This window comes from Pseudomonas marginalis, assembly GCF_900105325.1.
Taxonomy (GTDB): Bacteria; Pseudomonadota; Gammaproteobacteria; order Pseudomonadales; family Pseudomonadaceae; genus Aquipseudomonas; species Aquipseudomonas marginalis.
In genome coordinates this window covers 959,280-979,114 of the sequence record NZ_FNSU01000001.1, presented here as the reverse complement: position 1 = coordinate 979,114, position 19,835 = coordinate 959,280, and the positions used below count along the sequence as shown (strand labels likewise).

Sequence of the window (19,835 nt, the reverse complement as noted above, 5' to 3'; positions counted from 1 at the left end):
TAGGAAAGCCGGCCCTGCTTGTCAATTGATCTGACACACCACCGGCACTTTCCCACGAAGCGATCATACTGATCCTTCACCTTCTCGATTGAGGTCACGATGAATCTGCACTTCGAAGAACTGACCGGCAGTGGCGGCGCCCGCGTCGGCATCGCCAGCCTCGACGCTGAAAAGTCCCTCAACGCCCTCTCTTTGCCGATGATCCTGGCCCTGACTGATCGCCTGGAGGCCTGGGCCAAAGACCCGAACATCGTCTGTGTGCTGCTGCGTGGCAACGGGCCCAAGGCGTTTTGCGCCGGGGGCGAAGTGCGCAGCCTGGCCCAAGCCTGCCGCGAGCAGCCGGGTGAAGTGCCGGCCCTGGCCGCACAGTTTTTTGCCGCGGAATACCGCCTCGACTACCGCTTGCACACTTACCCTAAGCCGCTGATCTGCTGGGGCCACGGTTACGTGCTGGGCGGAGGCATGGGCCTGCTGCAAAGCGCGGCCATACGGATTGTCACGCCGAGCAGCCGCCTGGCCATGCCCGAGATCAGCATCGGCCTTTACCCGGACGTGGGTGCCAGCTGGTTCCTGTCGCGCCTGCCCGGCAAGCTGGGCTTATTCCTTGGCCTCACCGGCGCCCATATCAACGGCCGTGACGCCCTGGACCTGGGCCTGGCCGACCGTTTCCTGCGTGACGATCAACAAGACGAGTTGCTCGATGGCCTGCTGCAACTGAACTGGCAGAAGCAGACCGCGATACAGCTCAACAGCCTGCTCAAGGCCATGGCCCAGGAAGCCGTGGCCCAGCAACCCGAGGCGCAATGGCTGCCGCGCCGGGCACAGATCGACGAATGGCTGGACGTCGGCGATGTGCGCAGCGCCTGGCGCGCCTTGAGCCCGCTGCGTGACCACGCGGACCCACTGTTCAATCGCGCCGGCAAGACATTGAGCGAAGGCTGCCCGCTGACCGCGCACCTGGTGTGGGAACAGATCCAGCGGGCCCGCCACCTGTCCCTGGCCGAGGTGTTCCAGATGGAATACACCCTGAGCCTGAACTGCTGCCGCCATCCGGAATTCAGCGAGGGGGTGCGCGCGCGGTTGATCGACAAGGACCAGAAGCCCCATTGGCATTGGCCAGACATCAATACGGTCCCGGACGCCGTGGTGCAGGCGCACTTCACCAAGGCGTGGGAAGGCCGGCACCCGCTGGCGGACTTGTCCGATTACTGAGGTTTTGCGCCCATAAAAAAGCGGCGCTTCATGCGCCGCTTGTCATACAGGCCGGTCAACGGTGACCGCCACGGCCACCTCCACGGTCATGATCACCACCGCGTCCATGCCCGCCATTGTTCCAACGATCCCCCCAGCCCTGGTTCGGGTAAGGCCGGTAACCGGCCCTTGGCCCTGACGGGTAATAGCGAGGCGCCGGCTGGTAATAACGCGGTGCCGAGTAGTAACGCGGTGCCGGAGCGTAGTAACGCGGCGACGGGTAGTAATCACGGCGATATTGATACGCCGTGCCGCCGCCATAGTAATAAGCCGGCGCCGGTGAGGTGTAGACCTCGGAACGGTAGTAGCTCTGGCCTCCATCGTAGTAGGGCACACAAGCGCAAAGGGTCAGACCGAGTAAAGCGCTGAGCAGCAGTCGTCGATACATGGCGGCCTCCTGGACCGCGGAAGAGCACCTCCAGCGACGCTGGGGGGCGGCATTCAGCTTTCACTGAATGACGAAACATCTGACATCAAAAACCGAATCTGGTGCGTTTTGGTAACAACTTGATACATCAATGCCAAGGGCAGCCACATCCCGTCAGACGCACTGCGGTATAGCACTTAACAACCCCCAGGTTTATCGATTCAGTAAATTTTTCTGGCTCGAAACTTTCCCGATTGCGATGATGTCACTATGACATCGCATAAGCCAGGGAGGCTCTAACGTGCGCCCTTCGCCACTTTCGCCGGATCCGAGCCATGAAAATCTCAACCAAACTGCTGCTTTCATTTCTATTGTGTGCACTGGTCACCCTCGGGGTCGGCCTGCTGGGTATCAAAAGCGTGGTCCGCCTCGCCAATGCATTGGAACTGACGTTCTCCAATAACCTGGTGTCCGTCAGCACCACGGCCGCCACCCTCAACAGCCTGGTCGCCCACAACCGTGGTTTGTACCGTTTGATGGATGCGAGCAACGGCGACGTATCCCAACAAGACCGCGACCGTGTACGGCAGGACATCGCCAACGAACTCAAACGCAGCCAGAGCGCCTACGCCACCTACCGCGCCACGCCCCTGGAAGACGACGAACGGGCAGCAGGCGACAAGCTCGACCAGATCTGGCCAACTTACACCAGCAGCTCCGAACGCATCATGTCGATGCTCGACAGTGGCCAGGTCGAGCAGGCCCGTGCCCAGCTCAACAGCACCAACAATGAACTGTTCCGCCAGGCGCGCGAGTTGATCCGTGTGATGATCGAGTCCAATAACCGCCAGATCAAGGAAGGCGCCCTCGCCGCCGAGGACCTTCGCAGCAGCGCATTGACCTGGATGATCAGCGGCATTGTCCTGGCCTTCATCATTGCGATTATCATCGGTGTGCTGATCACGCGCCTGATCACCCGTCCTATCGCACAAGCGGTTGAGAACGCACAGCGCATTGCCAAGGGTGACCTGACCCAAGCCATCACGACCGACCGCACCGACGAAGCCGGGCAACTGCTGATGGCGTTGTCCGATATGCAGGGCGGCCTGAAAAGCACGCTGATGGAAATCGCCAATGCCTCCGACCAGCTCGCGTCGGCAGCCGAAGAGCTGAGTGCCGTCACCGATGAAAGCACCCGTGGCCTGACCCGCCAGAACGACGAAATCCAGCAAGCGGCCACCGCCGTCAACCAGATGACCGCAGCGGTCGACGAAGTGGCGAGCAACGCCGTGTCGACCTCCGAGGCGTCGCGCCAGGCCACCGCCGAAGCCGAGGACGGCCGCCAGCAGGTGGAGCAGGCAGTGTCGGGCATGTCGTCGATGGTGGTGGAGATCAACGATTCGACCCAATCGGTCGCTGACCTCGCCAACCAGGTGCGCGAAATCGGCAAGGTGATTGATGTGATCCGCGGCATTGCCGACCAGACCAACCTGCTGGCCCTCAATGCCGCCATCGAAGCCGCCCGTGCCGGTGAGCAAGGTCGCGGTTTTGCGGTGGTGGCCGATGAGGTGCGCGCGCTGGCCCATCGCACCCAGACCTCCACGGTCGACATCGAGAAAATGATCGGTGAAGTGCAGGCAGGCGCCGATGGCGCCGTGGCCGCCATGAACAAGAGCCTGAACTGGGCCAACAACACCCAGACCCTGGCGCAAAACGCCGGTCAGGCGCTGGAGCGCATCACCGCCAGCGTGGCCAGTATCAACGAGCGCAACCTGGTGATCGCCTCGGCGTCCGAGGAACAGGCCCAGGTGGCCCGCGAAGTGGATCGCAACCTGCTCAACATTCAGGACCTGTCGACCCAGACCGCCGCCGGTGCCCACCAGACCAACGCCTCCAGCCAGGACCTGTCGCGCCTGGCCACCTCGTTCACTATGCTGGTCAGCAAGTTCCAGCTGTAAGCGCCTCATCACAGTGCGCCGGCGCACCTGCGTGGCGCACACCGCCCTCGTCTACACCCTCCTCTCCCGCTCGCCCGGCTGAACCGCCGGGCATCGAAGCCACTTGGCACGACTCTCGCTTTGTCTCTTGCGTGCAGGATTGATAACAGGTTCGCGGCACCACAATTTGCAATGGCCGACTAGGGTTCCGGCTCGCCGAAAGCGAGTGGCTGGTCCGAGAGTTGGCGACCTCCAGTTGAGGTTACACGGCGGGATAAAAGCCCGGGAGACAAGCCACCGTTCACGGTGCCGCGTTGCTCCTGCTCGCCCTTGATCAACTGGAGAAGCCCCATGCCCTCAATCCGTTTACCCGCCCTGCTCGCCGCCGTCTTTGCCGCCGTGCTGAGCGTCCAGGCCCAAGCCGCCACGAAAAACCACTTCAGCGTGTGCTGGACGATCTACGCCGGCTGGATGCCATGGGAGTACGCCGGCAGCCAAGGCATCCTCGACAAGTGGGCGAAGAAGTACGGCATCACCATCGACATGGTGCAGCTCAATGACTACGTCGAATCCATCAACCAGTACACCGCCGGCCAGTTCGACGGCTGCACCATGACCAACATGGACGCCCTGACCATCCCCGCCGCCGGTGGCGTGGACAGCACCGCGCTGGTGGTCAGCGACTTCTCCAACGGCAACGACGGCGTGGTAATCAAGGGCACCGGCAAGACCGTGGCCGACCTCAAGGGCATGAACGTCAACCTGGTGGAACTCTCGGTGTCTCACTACCTGCTGGCCCGCGCGCTGGAGTCGGCGGACTTGACGGAAAAAGACCTGAAGGTGGTCAACACCTCCGATGCCGACATCGCGGCGGCCTTCAACACCGACCAGGTCCAGGCCGTCACCACCTGGAACCCGATGCTCTCGGAGATCAAGGCCAAGCCTGGGGTGAGCCAAGTGTTCGACTCGAGCAAAGTACCCGGCGAAATCATGGACATGATGGTGGTCAACACCCAGGTCCTCAAAGACAACCCCAAGCTGGGCAAAGCGCTGACCGGCGCCTGGTTCGAAGTGGTCGCGCTGATGAACGCCAAGGGCCCCGCCAGCACCGCAGCCCTCGAACATATGGCCAAGGCCTCGGGCACTGACCTTGCGGGCTTCCAGTCGCAACTGGACACCACTCAGTTGTTCGCCACGCCCCAGGAAGCCCTGGCCTTCGCCACCAGCCCACAGTTGCCCGCCACCATGGGCAAAGTCGCCGAGTTCTCGTTTAAACACGGCCTGCTGGGTGAAGGCGCCAAGGACAGCAGCGCCGTGGGCATGCGCTTCGCCAACGGTGTGACCAGCGGCGACAAGGCCAACCTCAAGCTGCAGTTCGACCCCAGCTACGTACAGATGGCCGCCGACGGCAAGCTGTAAGAGGACCCGGCCATGCGCCTGATCAACCGTCACCCGGACCGTTCCAGCCGCCTGTTGCTGGTGCTGCTGCCGTTCGCCCTGCTGCTGTTCGCCTACTTCGTGGGCTCGGCCGAGCGCCTGGCGGACAACCCCAACGACAAGCTGCTGCCCGGTGCCGGGCAAATGCTTGACGCGGTAAAGCGCCTGGCCTTCAACGCCGACACCCGCACCGGCGAATACGTGCTGTGGCAGGACAGCGCTGCCAGCCTGCGGCGCCTCGCCATCGGTCTGGGGATCAGCGCCCTCGCCGGCCTGTGCCTGGGGATCGCCGCCGGCACGCTGCCGCTGTTTGGCGCGCCGTTGTCACCGTTGCTGACGGTGCTGTCGATGGTGCCGCCGCTGGCGATCCTGCCGATTCTGTTCATCGTGTTCGGGCTGGGGGAATTGTCCAAGGTGATGCTGATCGTCATCGGCGTCACCCCCTGCCTGGCCCGCGACCTGGAACAGCGCGCGCGGGAAATTCCGGTCGAGCTGCTGGTGAAGGCGCAGACCCTCGGCGCCTCCACCTGGACCCTGATGCTGCGTGTGGTATTGCCGCAATTGCTGCCGCGCCTGTTGATCTCGCTGCGGCTGATGCTCGGCTCGGCGTGGTTGTTTTTGATCGCCGCCGAAGCCATCGCCTCCACCGACGGTTTGGGCTACCGGATCTTCCTGGTACGACGCTACCTGGCGATGGACGTGATCCTGCCTTACGTGGTGTGGATCACGCTGCTGGCGTGGCTGATGGACTGGGGCCTCAAGGCCCTGACCCGGCGTGCGTTCCCCTGGTACGAAGGAGCGCGGGCATGAGCTTTATCAGCGTCAATAATGTGTGGCAGCGCTATGGCGATCAGGTGGTGCTCGAAGGCCTCAACCTGCACGTCGCCGAGGGTGAGTTTTGCACGCTGGTGGGTACGTCCGGGTGTGGCAAGTCGACCTTCCTGCGCCTGCTGCTGGGCCAGGAAACCGCGAGCAAGGGCCAGATCCTGCTGGACGGCCAGGCCCTCGCCGCCGAGCCGGATGCCAGCCGTGGCGTGGTGTTCCAGCGCTATTCGGTGTTCCCACATCTGACTGTGCTCGACAACGTCGCCCTCGGCCTGGAACTGCCACATTCTCGCCTGCTGGGCCGGCTGTTCGGTAAAGCCAGGAAGGACGCCCGCGAACAGGCTGCCGCGCTGCTGCACAAGGTCGGCCTCGGCCACGCCCTGGACAAGTACCCCGCGCAGCTCTCCGGCGGCATGCAACAACGCCTGGCCATCGCCCAGGCCCTGATCATGAAACCCCGCGTGTTGCTGCTGGACGAACCCTTCGGCGCCCTCGACCCGGGCATTCGCAAGGACATGCACCAGCTGCTGCTGGAACTGTGGCGCGAAACCCGGCTGACGGTGTTCATGGTCACCCATGACCTGAGCGAAGGCTTCAGCCTCGGCACGCGCCTGCTGGTGTTCGACAAGGTTCGCGTCGATCCCCACGCCCCCGGCGCCTATGGCGCGCGCATCACCTACGACATCCCTTTGAACAGCGAACGCCGCAAGGCGCTCGCCGCCGAACTTGGAGCCACGTCCAAATGACCGATTCCACCCAACTGTTCCCACCCTTCGCCGAAGAAATGCTGCCCGGCGGCGGCCACCGCTCGTTCGTGCTCAAGCGCGGCCAACTGCTGCGCCTGACCGACCTGCGCGGCGGCGCCAACGTCAGCCTGACCCTGCTCAACGCCAACGAAAAAACCGAGCGCCTGAACCTGCCCGACAGCCTCAAATGCCAACACACCGCCAAGCTCACCACCGGCCATTGCCTGTACTCGGACATGGGCCGCGTACTGGCCGCGATCACCGCCGACACCTGCGGCTGGAGCGACAGCATCGGCGGTGTGCTGTGCGCCGCCGAAGTCGCCGAGAAGTACGGCCAGGGCCGCTATCAGGAACTGCGCAACGGCTTCTTCCGCAACGGCACCGACAACCTGCTTGTGGAGTTGGGCAAGTGGGGGCTGGGCCTGTCCGACCTGCTGATGACCCTCAACCTGTTCAGCAAAGTCGCGGTGGATGGCGACGGTGGCCTGCACTTTGTAGCGGGCCATTCCAAGGCTGGCGACTACATCGAGCTCTACGCGCCGATGGACACCCTGGTGGTGCTCACCGCGCTGCAACACCCCATGGACCCGAACCCGCACTACGCGCCGCAACCGCTGAAACTGAGCTGGATGAACGCCGACAAAAGCGTCGCCGAACACTGCCGCACCTCGCGCCCGGAAAACGAGCGCGGCTTTATCAACACCGACCGCCTGTTCGCCTGAGGAGCTGCCATGTCTATCGCACTGAAACAACCGGACGCGGCCGTGTACCGCGCAACCATCCCCGCCGGCGAACCGTGGCTGATGGAGGTCAAGGCCGGGCAGACCCTGCGCATCCTCGACCTGGAGGGCAACCAGGCCGTCGACACGTTGTTCTACAGCGTGAAAAACCCGCGTGAACGCTACGACGTGCAGCGCACGTTGCGCCGGCAGAACAGCGTGTACCTGGGCACCGGCAGCGTGCTGTATTCCAACCTCGGCCAGCCGATGCTGACCATCGTCGATGACACCTGCGGGCGCCACGATACCCTCGGCGGCGCCTGCGCCCAAGAGAGCAACACCGTGCGCTACGCCCTGGAAAAACGCTACATGCACAGCTGCCGCGACAACTACCTGCGCGCCTGTGCCCACGACGGCCGCCTGGGCAAAGGCGACATCGGGCCGAACATCAATTTCTTCATGAATGTGCCGGTGACGGCCGACGGCGGGCTGACCTTCGAAGACGGCATTTCCGCCCCCGGCAAGTACGTCGACCTGCGGGCGGAGATGGATGTGATCGTGCTGATCTCCAACTGCCCGCAGTTGAACAACCCATGCAACGCCTACAACCCCACCCCTGCGGAGCTGCTGGTATGGAACTGAAACTCAAGCGCCTGCGCCGTTGGCTGTTTGCCCTGTGCCAATCCCGAGCCGGGCAGTGCATCCGCAAACAATAGCGCGCCAATGTGGGATCCACACTGACTGCACGCACTGCGGACGACCGCAGTGCTCCCCCACTTTGCGGGACGGCCCGTAGGGTTTTGCCATGTTCGAAAAACTGTTGATCGCCAACCGTGGCGCCATCGCCTGCCGCATCCTGCGCACCTTGCGCGAGCTGCAGGTCAAGGGCATCGCCGTGTACGCCGAGGCCGATGCGGCGAGCCTGCATATCCAGCAAGCCGACGAGGCCTACAGCCTCGGTGAAGGCGCAGCGGCCGGTACGTACCTGGCGGTGGACAAAATCCTCGCCACCGCCAAGGCCTGTGGGGCCAAGGCGATCCACCCCGGCTACGGTTTCCTGTCGGAGAACGCAGCGTTTGCCGAAGCCTGTGAAAACGCGGGCATCGCCTTTGTCGGGCCGACGCCGCAACAACTGCGGGTATTTGGCCTCAAGCACACCGCCCGCGCCCTGGCCAAGCAACACGGGCTTGCGCTGCTGGAAGGCACCGAACTGCTCGACAGCCTCGCCTGCGCGTTGCTGGCCGCCGACGTCGTGGGCTACCCGGTGATGCTCAAAAGCACCGCCGGTGGCGGCGGTATCGGCATGCGCGTGTGCCGCAGCAGCGTGGAGTTGAGCGAGTCCTTCGAGGCCGTCAAACGCCTGGGGCAGAACAATTTCAGCGATGCCGGCGTGTTTATCGAGAAGTACATCGAGCACGCGCGCCATCTGGAAGTGCAGGTGTTCGGCGACGGCGCCGGTGAAGTGATCGCCCTCGGCGTGCGCGACTGCTCGGTGCAACGGCGCAACCAGAAAGTCCTCGAAGAAACCCCGGCGCCGAACCTGCCCGAAGGCATGGCCGAGGCCCTGTGCGCCGCCGCCATCACCTTGGCCAAGGCCGTGAACTACCGCAGCGCCGGCACCGTGGAATTTATCTATGACAGTGCTGACGGGCGCTTCTACTTCCTCGAAGTGAACACGCGCTTGCAGGTGGAACACGGCGTCACCGAACAGGTATGGGGCGTGGACCTGGTGCGCTGGATGGTGCAACTGGCGGCCGGGGAAATGCCGCCGCTGAACACACTCGAGTTAACCCCCCGGGGCCACGCGATCCAGGCGCGCTTGTATGCCGAAGACCCGGGCCGCGATTTCCAGCCGAGTCCCGGCTTGCTGACCTGTGTGGATTTCCCGCTGGCCGAAGGCCTGCGGATCGACACCTGGGTGGAAGCCGGTTGCGAGATCCCGCCGTACTTCGACCCGATGATCGCCAAGCTCATCACGTGGGCGCCCACCCGCGAACAGGCGCGCCTGGATCTGCACCGGGCGTTGAGTGACAGTCGGTTGTACGGCGTGGAAACCAACCGCGATTACCTGCGCCAAATCCTGCTGGCCGCGCCCTTTGCCAATGGCCGGCCGTGGACGCGGTGCCTGGAAGACCTGGTCTACGTGGCCGACACGTTTGAAGTGATCAGCGCGGGCACGCAAACCAGTGTGCAGGACTATCCCGGCCGCCTCGGCTACTGGGCCGTGGGTGTGCCGCCGTCGGGGCCGATGGACAGCCGCTCGCTGCGCCTGGGCAATCGCCTGCTGGGCAACGACGAGGGAGCAGCGGCGCTGGAAATCACCCTGAGCGGGCCGCTGCTACGCTTCAATTGCGCGGCGGTGGTCGCCGTGACCGGTGCTGAAATCCCGCTGCGGTTGAATGATCGAGCCGTGCCGATGAACACCGCGCTATTGATTGAGGCCGGGTCGGTCCTGAGCCTGGGCACCCTCGCCGGCGCCGGGGCGCGCAGTTACCTGTGCCTGCGTGGCGGGCTGCAAGTGCCGAACTACCTGGGCAGCAAAAGCACCTTCACCCTCGGCCAGTTTGGCGGGCATGGCGGGCGCGCCTTGCGGGCGGGCGATGTGTTGCATCTGTTGCCGTTGGAAGACCGGAACGCCGGGCAACAATCAGTCGCTGAACCGCTGCCGGAGGTCCGCACACTGCGGGTGATTTATGGCCCCCACGGCGCGCCGGAATACTTCCTGCCGGCGTATATCGACACGTTCTTCGCCACGCAGTGGGAAGTGCATTTCAACTCCAGCCGCACCGGTGTTCGGCTGATCGGGCCGAAGCCATTGTGGGCGCGTACCGATGGCGGTGAAGCGGGGTTGCATCCATCGAACATCCATGACAACCCCTATGCCATCGGCGCGGTGGATTTCACCGGGGACATGCCAGTGATCCTCGGGCCGGATGGGCCAAGCCTGGGCGGTTTCGTGTGCCCGGTGACGGTGATCGAGGCAGACCTTTGGCAACTCGGCCAGCTCAAGGCCGGTGACAAGATTCGCTTTGAACCGGTGGACCTCAAGACCGCCCGCGACCTTGCCCTGAACTGGGATCAAAAGAATGCCGAAACCCTGTGGGAGCAGAGCTTGCTCGCGATGGGACCAACTCGGTCCGTCGCCGGCATCGAGCAATTGGCATCCCCCATCATCCTGGACATCGGCCACGCCGACACCCGCCTGGTCGCGCGCCTCGCCGGCGACACCCACCTGCTGCTGGAAATCGGCGCGCCGGAACTGGACCTGGTGCTGCGCTTTCGCGCCCATGCCCTGATGCAGGCCCTGGAAACCCGAGCATTGAAGGGCGTGATCGACCTGACGCCCGGGATCCGCTCGCTGCAGATCCACTACCAGCCCGAACAACTGCCCCTGGCCGACCTGCTGGCACTGATCAGCCACGAGTGGACCGCCGTGTGCACCCGGCAAAACCTGCAAGTGCCCTCGCGCATCGTGCACCTGCCGCTGTCCTGGGACGACCCGGCATGCCAGCTGGCCATCGAAAAATACATGACCACCGTGCGCAAGGACGCCCCGTGGTGCCCGAGCAACCTGGAGTTCATCCGTCGCATCAACGACCTGGCCAACCTTGATGAGGTGCGCCACACCGTGTTCGACGCCAGCTACCTGGTAATGGGCCTGGGCGACGTCTACCTCGGCGCGCCGGTGGCCACGCCGCTGGACCCGCGTCATCGGCTGGTGACCACCAAATACAACCCGGCCCGCACCTGGACCGCCGAAAATTCGGTGGGCATCGGCGGCGCGTATTTGTGCGTGTACGGCATGGAAGGGCCCGGCGGTTATCAGTTTGTCGGGCGCACCTTGCAGATGTGGAACCGCTATCGCGAAGTGGCGGCGTTTGACGGCAAGCCGTGGCTGCTGCGCTTCTTCGATCAGATTCGGTTCTATCCCGTGAGCGCGGATGAGCTGGTACGGATTCGTCGGGATTTCCCCCTGGGACGCTTCGAGCTGGATATCGAGGAGAGCACCCTGAACCTGGCGGATTACCAGGCATTTCTTGCGCGGGAAGCCTCGGGGATCAGTGCTTTTCGTGAACAACAGCAACAGGCCTTCAATGCCGAGCGCGAACGCTGGATCGCCAGCGGCCAGGCGCATTTCGACAGCGAAGAGCTCGCGGCGCCAGCGGCGCAAGACACGCTGCTCAAGGCCAATGAATACAGCATCGACAGCCCTATCGCCGGCAACCTCTGGCAGGTGCCGGTGGCCGTGGGTGCGCGGGTTGCCGCCGGGGATGTGCTGGTGATTCTGGAGTCGATGAAAATGGAGATCCCGGTGCTGGCGCCCTTTGCCGGGGTGGTGCGGGAAATCCCGGTGCAGCCGGGCAGCGGCATTGGCGCCGGCCAACGGGTCGTGGTGCTGGAACGGGACTGACCGGCGCTGTATCGTGCAGGGACTTCCGAGACCCTGCCCCAGCGACCATGACCACGCCAACCCTTTGCCCCGCCTGCGGTGCCCGCAACGATTGCACCCTGGCCGACCCACGCACCGCCGACCAGCCGTGCTGGTGCTACAGCGTCACCATCGACCCGGCGGTGCTTGAAGCGCTGCCCGATGCATTGCGCAACACAGCCTGCCTGTGCCCGCGCTGTGCTCAGGCGGATGAGCAGCTTCGCAATGCGCGTTGACCGTTTCCTCAGCAACCTGCCGCGTTTCAATCGCCAACAAGTGCGCGTGTTGCTGGTGGAGCGGCGGGTGACGGTGGATGGCGTGGCAGTCAACGACCCGCATCATGAAGTGCGCGAATTCAGCCGCGTGTGCGTGGACGATGACGTGCTGCAGGTGGGTAAAGCGGCGCGCTATTTCATGCTGCACAAACCCAAGGGCTGCGTCAGCGCGACCTCGGACCCACAACACCCGACTGTCCTGGACCTGCTGGATGAGCCGGACAAAGGCGAGCTGCATATCGCCGGCCGCCTGGATTTCAACACCACCGGCCTGATGCTGATCACCAACGACGGCCAGTGGTCGCGGCGCCTGACGCAACCGCAGACCAAGTTGCCCAAGGTCTATCGGGTAGAGACGGAGCAGGACATCGGCCCCGAATACGCGGCAACCTTTGCAGCGGGCCTTTATTTCGCCTTTGAAGACCTGACCACGCAACCGGCCGAGCTGGAGCTGCTGGGGCCACGCCTGGCACGACTGAGCATCACCGAAGGCCGCTATCACCAGGTGAAGCGCATGTTCGGGCACTTCAACAACAAAGTGATCGGCCTGCACCGTGAGCGAATGGGCCCATTGGGCTTGGATGCGGCCCTGGCGCCCGGCAAGTACCGGGCGCTGTCCGAGGAAGAAATCCGACAGGTCTGACGACCGTTCGGCCGGTGATGGCAAAAACCCATTTGTGTGACTTGCGGCATCCCCGGTCTACTGCTTGAATCAAACCGTCAGCCAAATTATGACTGACGAGTCGCCTATAACCTCCAAGAAACACCTTGCCCCGCCCGCGCTTGATCCACGGGCCTCCCAGGCAAACAGCCCGCCCTAACAACAGCCGTCGGCCAGCCGTCATCGGACCGACATGGGCTCTCATCTTCCAGGCGTATGCCTACCTGTCACAAAGCTCGTGCAGAGTGATCTGCGCGCCCTACCCGCTTGCCAGGAGTCTTACGACATGAGGCCAGAAATCGCTGTGTTGGATATACAGGGTCAGTATCGGGTTTACACGGAGTTCTACCGCGCGGATGCTGCTGAAAAGACCATCATCCTGGTCAACGGCTCGCTAGCCACCACGGCCTCCTTCGCCCAAACCGTGAAAAGCCTGTACCCGCAATTCAATGTGGTTTTGTACGACCAGCCCTACGCCGGTCGCTCCAAAATCCATAACCGTCATGAGCAAATGCTGACGAAGGAAGTCGAAGGCCAGATCCTCCTGGAGCTGATCGACCACTTCGCCGCCGAGCACGTGCTGTCCTTCTCCTGGGGCGGCGCCGCCACCCTGGTGGCCCTCGCCCAGCGGCCACGGCGCGTGGAAAAGGCGGTGATCAGCTCGTTCTCGCCAGTGATCAACGCCCCAATGCGCGACTACCTCGAGCGTGGCGTCGACTACCTCGGCAACCTCGACCGCGACCGCGTCGGGCACTTGATCAACAGCACCATCGGCAAACACCTGCCGTCGCTGTTCAAGCGTTTCAACTACAAGCATGTGAGCAGCCTGGCCGAGCACGAATACGGGCAGATGCATTTTCACATCAGCCAGGTACTGCACAACGACCGCCTGTGCTACCTCAAGGCCGCGCGGCAGATCGATGTGCCGGTGCTGTTTCTGAACGGCGAATGGGACGAATACACCAGCGCCGAAGACGCCAGGCAGTTCGGGCAGTACGTGACGAAGAGCAGCTTCAGCACCATCCAGGCGACGGGGCATTTCCTGGATATGGAGCACAAGGCCGCCTGCCGGGACAGCCGGGACGCGGTGGTGGGCTTTTTGAAACCGGAACGGCAGGCCAGCCGATTGCGTTATCACCAGGGCCAGACGCAGCATGCATTCGCCATCTGAAATGAAGGCTTGCCGTGGCGAACGGACCTGCTCGCCACGGCAAGCTGCACAAATTCCGAAGAAAAACTTCAAATCCCGGCGCACATCTGGTACAAAGTCAGCCGCTCTGAGCGGGTGTCGTATAATGGCATTACTCCAGCTTCCCAAGCTGATAACGAGGGTTCGATTCCCTTCACCCGCTCCACTCAGACATAGATTCCACGCCGGCAGGGTTTTGGCGGGGGATGCATAAAAAACCGGTCCTTGGTGGCCGGTTTTTTTATGGGTGGGATTTGAGATTCAAAAATAGAGTGCGCACAAAGCTGTACAAATTTTACTTCTTGTACAAGTATCATGCTTCGAGCGGCGGCACTTCGCCCCGCACCTTCGAAGAGCCAGGCCATGACACGTCTACTGTTTTCACTGTTGCTGGTCGTGAGCTTGGCCAGTTGCAGCAACGTTGAGGTCGACCACTACGCCGACCAGCAACCGAAACTGGACCTGGAGCGCTTCTTCAGTAAACCCGTGAAAGCCTGGGGCATCTTCCAGAAGCGTTCGGGGGAAGTGGCCAAGCGCTTTGAGGTCGATATCGCCAGCCGGCGCGAGGGCGACGCGTTGATTCTGGATGAGCGTTTCTTGTACAGCGATGGCACGCGTCAGCATCGGGTGTGGACACTGACGCCGGACGGCCCAGGGCGCTGGCGCGGACGAGCCGGGGATGTGGTGGGCGAGGCGATCGGCGAAGTGGCGGGTAATGCGCTGCGTTCGCGCTACCGGCTCAATCTGCCGGTGGATGGCTCGGTGTACGAAGTCAGCTTTGACGATTGGATGTACCTGATGGACGAGGACACCTTGATCAACCGCTCGAGCATGTCCAAGTTCGGTGTCGAGTGGGGTCAGGTCACCTTGTTCTTTCGTCGCCAATGAGCCCCAAGCGAGGGTCAATCATGAATATGCAAATGCTGGCCGATCTGGCCGGGAAAGGCGAAATACGTGAGCTGGAGTTGCTGTCCCTGGAGGGCGGTTTCTATATCGCTCGCGTCAGGCTGGAGCACGTCGAGGCGACGTTACTGGACGATCACGGCAGGCCGATGCGCATCGGGTCCACCACGCATTTACGCGACCTGTTGCAGCGGGTTCCGCCGTTTCCTTGCGTACTGGTGCAACACTGCGTTCACGATGAAATGTGCGGTACGCGTGAAGGGCCTATCGGTGCGTTGCGCATTCCGTTTTCGCTGGCGGCGACACTGTAAATCCTGGCTCCCCTCCCCCGTGGTATGGGCGGCCTGGGAAGGCAAGCCGTTTACACCGTACGGGTGACCTATGCGGCTCGGTCCACGCGGTCCTGAACAGCCTCGACCAGCAGCAGGCCCAGTTCAATCATTTGCTGAATGGCCAGGGCCAGGTAGCGCTGTTGAGAGGGCAGGCTTTCGACGAACTCGTGGGTCATGGCACCGGCACCGGCGATGGTTTCGTAGGCGTTGGCGAGCAGCGCTTGAGTGTCGATTTCGGGACGGACGCTGAACAGTTTTACGGATGGATTGCATGAGTCAGTACACATCTGTTGATCCTCGTTAGGGACCGCATACCAGAGCTACTAAACAATGGGTGGCGGCTGTACGCAGGTTAGTAGACCGGCGAATCAACGAAACCGGCGCGCCCGAAGACGCCCTGCGTGCAGCCACCATAAGAGCAGCTGTACGCCGTTGATCGTATCGGGCTACTAAACCCGACCGCTGATGGGCAGCGGCTGACGAACCTTAAAGAGGTCGCCCAAGACGCACAACTCGGACGAGTCTGATCGTTGTGTAGGCAATGCCGCAAGGTTCAACTCTACGTTCTGACACCTCACTTTTCCTCCCCCCTCTGCACCACCCACGCCAACGGCAACGTCACACCCAACATCCCCGCCAACACCATCACCGCCACCGGCACGCCCAGCACATCCCCCACTGCACCAAACACCACCGGCGCCAACGCGCCACCGCCAATCGTGCCGGTGTAGAACAGCGCAAACGCCTGCTCGCGCTTGCCCGCGCCGGCAAGGTCGGGCACGGCGCCGTACAGCACCGAGGAGGTGCCATTCAGTACCAGCCCCAACAGCGGCAGCATCACCATCAACCCGCTGAGCGGCAGGTACACCGCCGCGACGATCAGCACTGCAGTGCTGGTTTCCGTGATCCACACGGTCTTCATCATGCCGATGCGTGCGCCGAGGTAGCCGCAGAACAGTTTGCCGAAGGCACCACCGATGAACAGCAAGGTCAGGGCGAGGCCGATGCCAGCAGTACCGGCGCCTTTGGCTTGCAGCAGGAACGGCAGGAAAGTAAGAAATCCCATGCGCACGGCGCTGTCGAGGGTGCCGGTGAGGATCAGCGCGCGCAGGCCCGTGGCGGAGCCGCTACCCCTGAGGAACTCGGCTTTTTTTGTGGCGGTGGATTCGGATGCTTGAGCAGGAATCAGCCACCACAACAGCCCCGCCGCCGCCAGGCCAAGCAGGCCCAGCAACGTGGCACTGGCCCGCCAACTGATGACGGTGAGCAGCAGCCCGACCAGACCAGGAATCAGGGTTTTGCCGATATCGCCGGAGAAGTTGTACTGGGACAGCGCCTGCTTGATCCCACCGCCGTCCTCGTAAGCGTCGGTGATCATCGACGAGGCCAATGGGTGCTGGGTGCTGGCGCCCAGGCCGCCGAGCAGCAGCGCCACCAGCAACACGCTCAGCCCTGTCGCCTGGCCCACCAACAGGTAGGCGACACCCGCCAACGCCGTGCAGCCCACCAGCATCGGTGTGCGGCCCCAGCGTCTGGCGGCGCGGCTGGCCAGCAATTGGAACACAGCCATCATCCCGGAATAGGCACCCCGCAGAAGGCCGATCTGGGCGTAGGACAAGCCGAACTGAGCCTGCCAGACAGGCAGCAAAACGTAGATCACATCAGTGAGCCCATCATGCACGGCATGGGCGCTGCAACCGGCGAACAAGGCGCGACGGCGCGTCGATGATTCGGGCGAAGGCACAGCGACGGTGTCGTTCATGGTGCAGGAATCAGCTCAGGTTTAAGGGGCTTCCAGCCGGTCAAGGCGATCAACAAGGTCAGCAGCTGGAAACCGATGATCAGCACCACGCACCCGACCCAGCCCCAGCGCTCCCAGATCAGCGCCGGGACAATGGCGCCGCCACTGCCGCCCAGGTAATAACAGGTGAGATACACCCCGACAGCACCCGTCTTGTTATCGCCCGCGGTGGCCGTGATAAACCCATTGGCGGCCGCCTGGGCGAGGAACACACCGGTGGAACTGAGCGCCAGGCCGACGACGATGCACCACAGGGACGGCATCAGGGTCAACGCCGAACCACTGACGCCCAGCACGGCGGCGACACCCAGCAGTTGGGCATGGGGCCGGGCTTTGCTGAGGCGTCCGGCGATGGGAATCACGATCAACGCCAACAGGAACACCATATACAGCGTCCCCAACGCCGCAGGCCCAAGGTTGAACGGCGGCAGGCCCAAGTACAAACCTGCGTAGGTAAACGCCGCGACTTGCGAAAACAACACGCAGAAACCTACGGCGTATGCCGCCAACAGCGGCCTGCGAAATACACCTGACGAGGAGGCTTTAACCTGCACGGTCCGCGGGCGGTTGGCCGGCAACAGAAACTGGATGAATCCGCCGACCATCAAGCTCAGCACCGCGAGCACTTCAAAGGCCTCACGCCAGCCCACATACTCGGTCATGACTCCGGTGACGAAGCGCCCGGCGAACCCGCCCAACACGGTGCCCGCGACGTAGAGACTCGTCACCTCCGTGACCGTGCCGCCGCTCCAGCGGTCGCCGATGTAGGCCACACTGGTGGCGAACAGCACCGGGATCAGCATGCCCTCGACAAAGCGCCACACCAGCACTTCGGCAAAGCTGTCGGCATAAGCGGTCATCAATGCCGGCACCGCCAGCAGCACAGCGGCCACCGAGATCACCGTGCGTTGTGCAAAACGTCCGGTCAGGCGACTGACGAAAGGTGCCGTGATCGCCACCGCCAGGGTGGTGACGGTGATGCTCCAGCCCGCCTCCTTGGCACTGATATGAAAGTGCGCGGCGAACGTCTGGAGGATGCTTTGGGTCGCATAGAGGTTGAGAAACGCCGCGCAGCCACACAGGAACAGGGCAAGGCGGGCACAATGCAGGCGCAGTTTCATGAAACCTCTCGTTTTATTTTGAAAGGTCTTTATAGAATGGCCGGCAGGTCTTGAACCAATACCGAATTCCGACCGATTGATACCCAAGGATCAGGATGCTCGACCTACGCAAGCTGCGTTACTTTCTGACCGTCGCCGAAGAATTGCACTTCGGTCGCGCCGCCCTGCGCCTGCACCTGGCCCAGCCGCCTTTGACCCGGCATATTTCAGCGCTGGAGGCAGAGTTGGGTTTCAAGCTGTTCGATCGCACCAGCCGCACCGTGACCCTCACCGCACAGGGACGCTCGTTCTTGCCCTATGCACGTGGCGTGTTGGAACAGGTGGAGTTGGCTCAGGTGATTGCCGGGAAGTTGGCAGCAGGGACAGCGGGTCAACTGGCCTTGGGCTACGTCAGCTCGATTGCCCTGTCGGACCTGTTCAGCCAATCGATCCAGGCCTTCGCCCAACGCTTTCCCGATGTGCAACTGACCCTGGTGGAATGCGCCTCCGGCAGTCTCGGTGCGCAAGTGGCCGATGGACGGCTGGATATTGGGTTGAGCCGGCTGTTGCCACAAAACGACGCAGTGCAAGCGCTGTCGTTGGGCGAGGAACCCTTGGTGGCAGCGGTGTCGAGTGACAGCCCGTTGGCCAGCCTGGCCGACATCAGCCTGGCGCAGCTCAGTGCCTATCCTTTGATTCTGTTTCCAGCCGATTACGGCTCGGGGCTGAACCAGTCCATCGAGCAGCTTTACCGCCACCATGGCGTGCCCCTGCATGCCGGGCCGACCGGACGGCAGATCACTTCGATCATTGCACTGGTGGCCGCCGGGCAAGGGGTGGCGCTGGTACCGGCCTGTACCCGGAGTTTGATGAACAAGGGCGTGACTTATCGGCCTTTGGTGGAGGCGGATGCGTGTGCGCAGTTGTTGGTGTTGACGCCGACCGAAAGACACAGTGTGTTGATTGACGCGTTTCTTGCCGTTATCGAAGAGGCATTACACATCCGGCAATGACCCGAAAAACCCCGCAATATCTCCCCGCTGCGCCGATCCCACTCGCTCTTACACTGCATTCACCATCTGCCGAAATGCCGGTCATCGAAGACCGGTAGGTAGAGTGTTGATAATTTATTTTAAGTGGTTATAGTCACCACCAACACACACCACAAGGAGGTGCTGTGGATAGCCGATACTTGATAGGTCACATCGTCGCAGACGGCTGGTACCTGGTGCGCATCAGAGGCAGTCATCACCACTTCAAGCACCCGACGAAGCCTGGCTTGGTGACGATCCCCCATCCAAAGAAAGACCTGTTGGACAAGACCGCCAAGAGCATTTTGAAACAAGCTCTGTTGAGTTAATCGTCCCTGGAGAACAACGAACATGCTGTACCCCATCGCAATTTCAACTGGTGACCACGATCACGCCTGGGGCGTGGAAGTCCCGGATATTCCCGGTTGCTACTCTGCCGGTGACGATCTGGACGACGCCATGGCCATGGCGCGCGAAGCCATCGAAGGGCACTTCGAAATCCTCGCGGAAGACGGCGCGCCGATCCCGAGCGCCCAGAAGGTCACCGTGCATGCCGCCAACCCTCAGTACGCCGGCTGCACTTGGGCGATTGTAGACATCGATGTCACCAAGTACCTGGGCAAGGCGCAAAAACTCAACATCACATTGCCGGGCTACCTGCTCAACCGCATCGATGAATATGTACTGCACCACCCGGAGGAAAAAAGCCGCTCCGGCTTCCTCGCGTCGGCGGCGCTCAAGGTGCTGCAACAGGATCGGTAGCTGCAACGGGAGCAAAGTCTGAATGCGGCACTGCATCCATAGCGTGATGATGTCGCTTCATTGAGCTTGC

At 62.6% G+C, this 19,835-nt stretch carries 20 protein-coding genes, 1 tRNA gene and 1 riboswitch; of the genes, 17 read left to right on the top strand and 4 right to left on the bottom strand.

All coding sequences use genetic code 11. The features are described from left to right. The first annotated feature begins 99 nt into the window (after positions 1 to 99). Positions 100 to 1,212: an enoyl-CoA hydratase/isomerase family protein gene (locus tag BLW22_RS04755; protein WP_074844428.1), complete on the top strand. Its 1,113-nt coding sequence runs from the start codon at positions 100 to 102 to the stop codon at positions 1,210 to 1,212. A gap of 55 nt (positions 1,213 to 1,267) precedes the next feature. On the opposite strand, the gene BLW22_RS04750 is transcribed toward BLW22_RS04755, so the two are convergent. Next, a complete protein-coding gene (locus tag BLW22_RS04750) occupies positions 1,268 to 1,639 on the bottom strand; it encodes a hypothetical protein (RefSeq protein ID WP_074844425.1) in 372 nt (123 codons plus the stop codon). A gap of 314 nt (positions 1,640 to 1,953) precedes the next feature. On the opposite strand from BLW22_RS04750, the gene BLW22_RS04745 reads away from it, so the two are divergent. The 13 genes from BLW22_RS04745 (at position 1,954) to BLW22_RS04685 (ending at position 15,050) form a co-directional block, all read left to right on the top strand. Next, complete coding sequence (locus BLW22_RS04745) at positions 1,954 to 3,576, top strand: methyl-accepting chemotaxis protein (protein WP_074844420.1); 1,623 nt, start codon at positions 1,954 to 1,956, stop codon at positions 3,574 to 3,576. 168 nt (positions 3,577 to 3,744) lie between these two features. After that, a riboswitch (guanidine-I (ykkC/yxkD leader) is annotated at positions 3,745 to 3,846 on the top strand. Between the two features lie 60 nt (positions 3,847 to 3,906). Next, positions 3,907 to 4,974 carry a putative urea ABC transporter substrate-binding protein gene (locus BLW22_RS04740; RefSeq protein WP_065928223.1) on the top strand — a complete coding sequence of 356 codons (1,068 nt, stop codon included), beginning with the start codon at positions 3,907 to 3,909 and terminating at the stop codon, positions 4,972 to 4,974. Positions 4,975 to 4,986: 12 nt separating this feature from the next. Further along, complete coding sequence (locus BLW22_RS04735) at positions 4,987 to 5,802, top strand: ABC transporter permease (RefSeq protein WP_027604335.1); 816 nt, start codon at positions 4,987 to 4,989, stop codon at positions 5,800 to 5,802. Beyond that, on the top strand, positions 5,799 to 6,563 hold the full coding sequence (locus BLW22_RS04730; protein ID WP_065928225.1) for an ABC transporter ATP-binding protein: 765 nt from the start codon (positions 5,799 to 5,801) through the stop codon (positions 6,561 to 6,563). The genes BLW22_RS04735 and BLW22_RS04730 overlap by 4 nt, the downstream gene beginning before the upstream one ends. Beyond that, positions 6,560 to 7,285, top strand: coding sequence for an urea amidolyase associated protein UAAP1 (locus tag BLW22_RS04725; protein ID WP_065928226.1), 726 nt, complete (start codon positions 6,560 to 6,562; stop codon positions 7,283 to 7,285). Before BLW22_RS04730 ends, BLW22_RS04725 begins: the two co-directional genes overlap by 4 nt. Positions 7,286 to 7,294: 9 nt before the next feature. Then, complete coding sequence (locus BLW22_RS04720; RefSeq protein WP_074844417.1) at positions 7,295 to 7,924, top strand: urea amidolyase associated protein UAAP2; 630 nt, start codon at positions 7,295 to 7,297, stop codon at positions 7,922 to 7,924. 163 nt (positions 7,925 to 8,087) lie between these two features. Then, complete coding sequence (uca, locus tag BLW22_RS04715) at positions 8,088 to 11,693, top strand: urea carboxylase (RefSeq protein WP_074844412.1); 3,606 nt, start codon at positions 8,088 to 8,090, stop codon at positions 11,691 to 11,693. 47 nt (positions 11,694 to 11,740) lie between these two features. Further along, positions 11,741 to 11,947, top strand: a complete 207-nt coding sequence (locus BLW22_RS04710; protein WP_065928229.1) for a cysteine-rich CWC family protein — start codon at positions 11,741 to 11,743, stop codon at positions 11,945 to 11,947. Next, positions 11,937 to 12,629 (top strand): pseudouridine synthase, encoded by a 693-nt coding sequence (locus tag BLW22_RS04705; RefSeq protein WP_074844408.1) that lies wholly within the window; start codon positions 11,937 to 11,939, stop codon positions 12,627 to 12,629. The genes BLW22_RS04710 and BLW22_RS04705 overlap by 11 nt, the downstream gene beginning before the upstream one ends. Positions 12,630 to 12,933: 304 nt before the next feature. Beyond that, positions 12,934 to 13,818 (top strand): alpha/beta fold hydrolase, encoded by an 885-nt coding sequence (locus tag BLW22_RS04700; RefSeq protein WP_027604342.1) that lies wholly within the window; start codon positions 12,934 to 12,936, stop codon positions 13,816 to 13,818. Between the two features lie 110 nt (positions 13,819 to 13,928). Beyond that, positions 13,929 to 14,002: transfer RNA gene (locus BLW22_RS04695), tRNA-Gly, on the top strand. 197 nt (positions 14,003 to 14,199) lie between these two features. After that, positions 14,200 to 14,724, top strand: coding sequence for a DUF3833 domain-containing protein (locus tag BLW22_RS04690; RefSeq protein ID WP_074844405.1), 525 nt, complete (start codon positions 14,200 to 14,202; stop codon positions 14,722 to 14,724). Between the two features lie 20 nt (positions 14,725 to 14,744). Further along, the gene (locus tag BLW22_RS04685) at positions 14,745 to 15,050 is read left to right on the top strand and encodes a DUF6482 family protein (RefSeq protein WP_074844401.1); all 306 of its coding nucleotides are present in this window, start codon (positions 14,745 to 14,747) and stop codon (positions 15,048 to 15,050) included. A 68-nt stretch (positions 15,051 to 15,118) separates the two neighbouring features. On the opposite strand, the gene BLW22_RS04680 is transcribed toward BLW22_RS04685, so the two are convergent. The 3 genes from BLW22_RS04680 to BLW22_RS04670 form a co-directional block, all read right to left on the bottom strand. Beyond that, positions 15,119 to 15,358: a DUF6124 family protein gene (locus BLW22_RS04680; RefSeq protein WP_027604347.1), complete on the bottom strand. Its 240-nt coding sequence runs from the start codon at positions 15,356 to 15,358 to the stop codon at positions 15,119 to 15,121. A 287-nt stretch (positions 15,359 to 15,645) separates the two neighbouring features. Then, positions 15,646 to 16,833, bottom strand: a complete 1,188-nt coding sequence (locus tag BLW22_RS04675) for an MFS transporter (protein ID WP_074844398.1) — start codon at positions 16,831 to 16,833, stop codon at positions 15,646 to 15,648. Continuing rightward, a complete protein-coding gene (locus tag BLW22_RS04670) occupies positions 16,830 to 17,993 on the bottom strand; it encodes an MFS transporter (RefSeq protein WP_074844395.1) in 1,164 nt (387 codons plus the stop codon). The genes BLW22_RS04675 and BLW22_RS04670 overlap by 4 nt, the downstream gene beginning before the upstream one ends. A gap of 95 nt (positions 17,994 to 18,088) precedes the next feature. Between BLW22_RS04670 and BLW22_RS04665 the strand changes: the two genes are divergently transcribed. From BLW22_RS04665 to BLW22_RS04655, 3 genes are all read left to right on the top strand, one after another. Beyond that, positions 18,089 to 18,985 carry a LysR family transcriptional regulator gene (locus BLW22_RS04665; RefSeq protein WP_065928235.1) on the top strand — a complete coding sequence of 299 codons (897 nt, stop codon included), beginning with the start codon at positions 18,089 to 18,091 and terminating at the stop codon, positions 18,983 to 18,985. 164 nt (positions 18,986 to 19,149) lie between these two features. Continuing rightward, positions 19,150 to 19,332 (top strand): type II toxin-antitoxin system HicA family toxin, encoded by a 183-nt coding sequence (locus BLW22_RS04660; RefSeq protein WP_003189411.1) that lies wholly within the window; start codon positions 19,150 to 19,152, stop codon positions 19,330 to 19,332. A 22-nt stretch (positions 19,333 to 19,354) separates the two neighbouring features. Beyond that, positions 19,355 to 19,765 carry a type II toxin-antitoxin system HicB family antitoxin gene (locus BLW22_RS04655; protein ID WP_074844392.1) on the top strand — a complete coding sequence of 137 codons (411 nt, stop codon included), beginning with the start codon at positions 19,355 to 19,357 and terminating at the stop codon, positions 19,763 to 19,765. Positions 19,766 to 19,835: the final 70 nt, after the last annotated feature.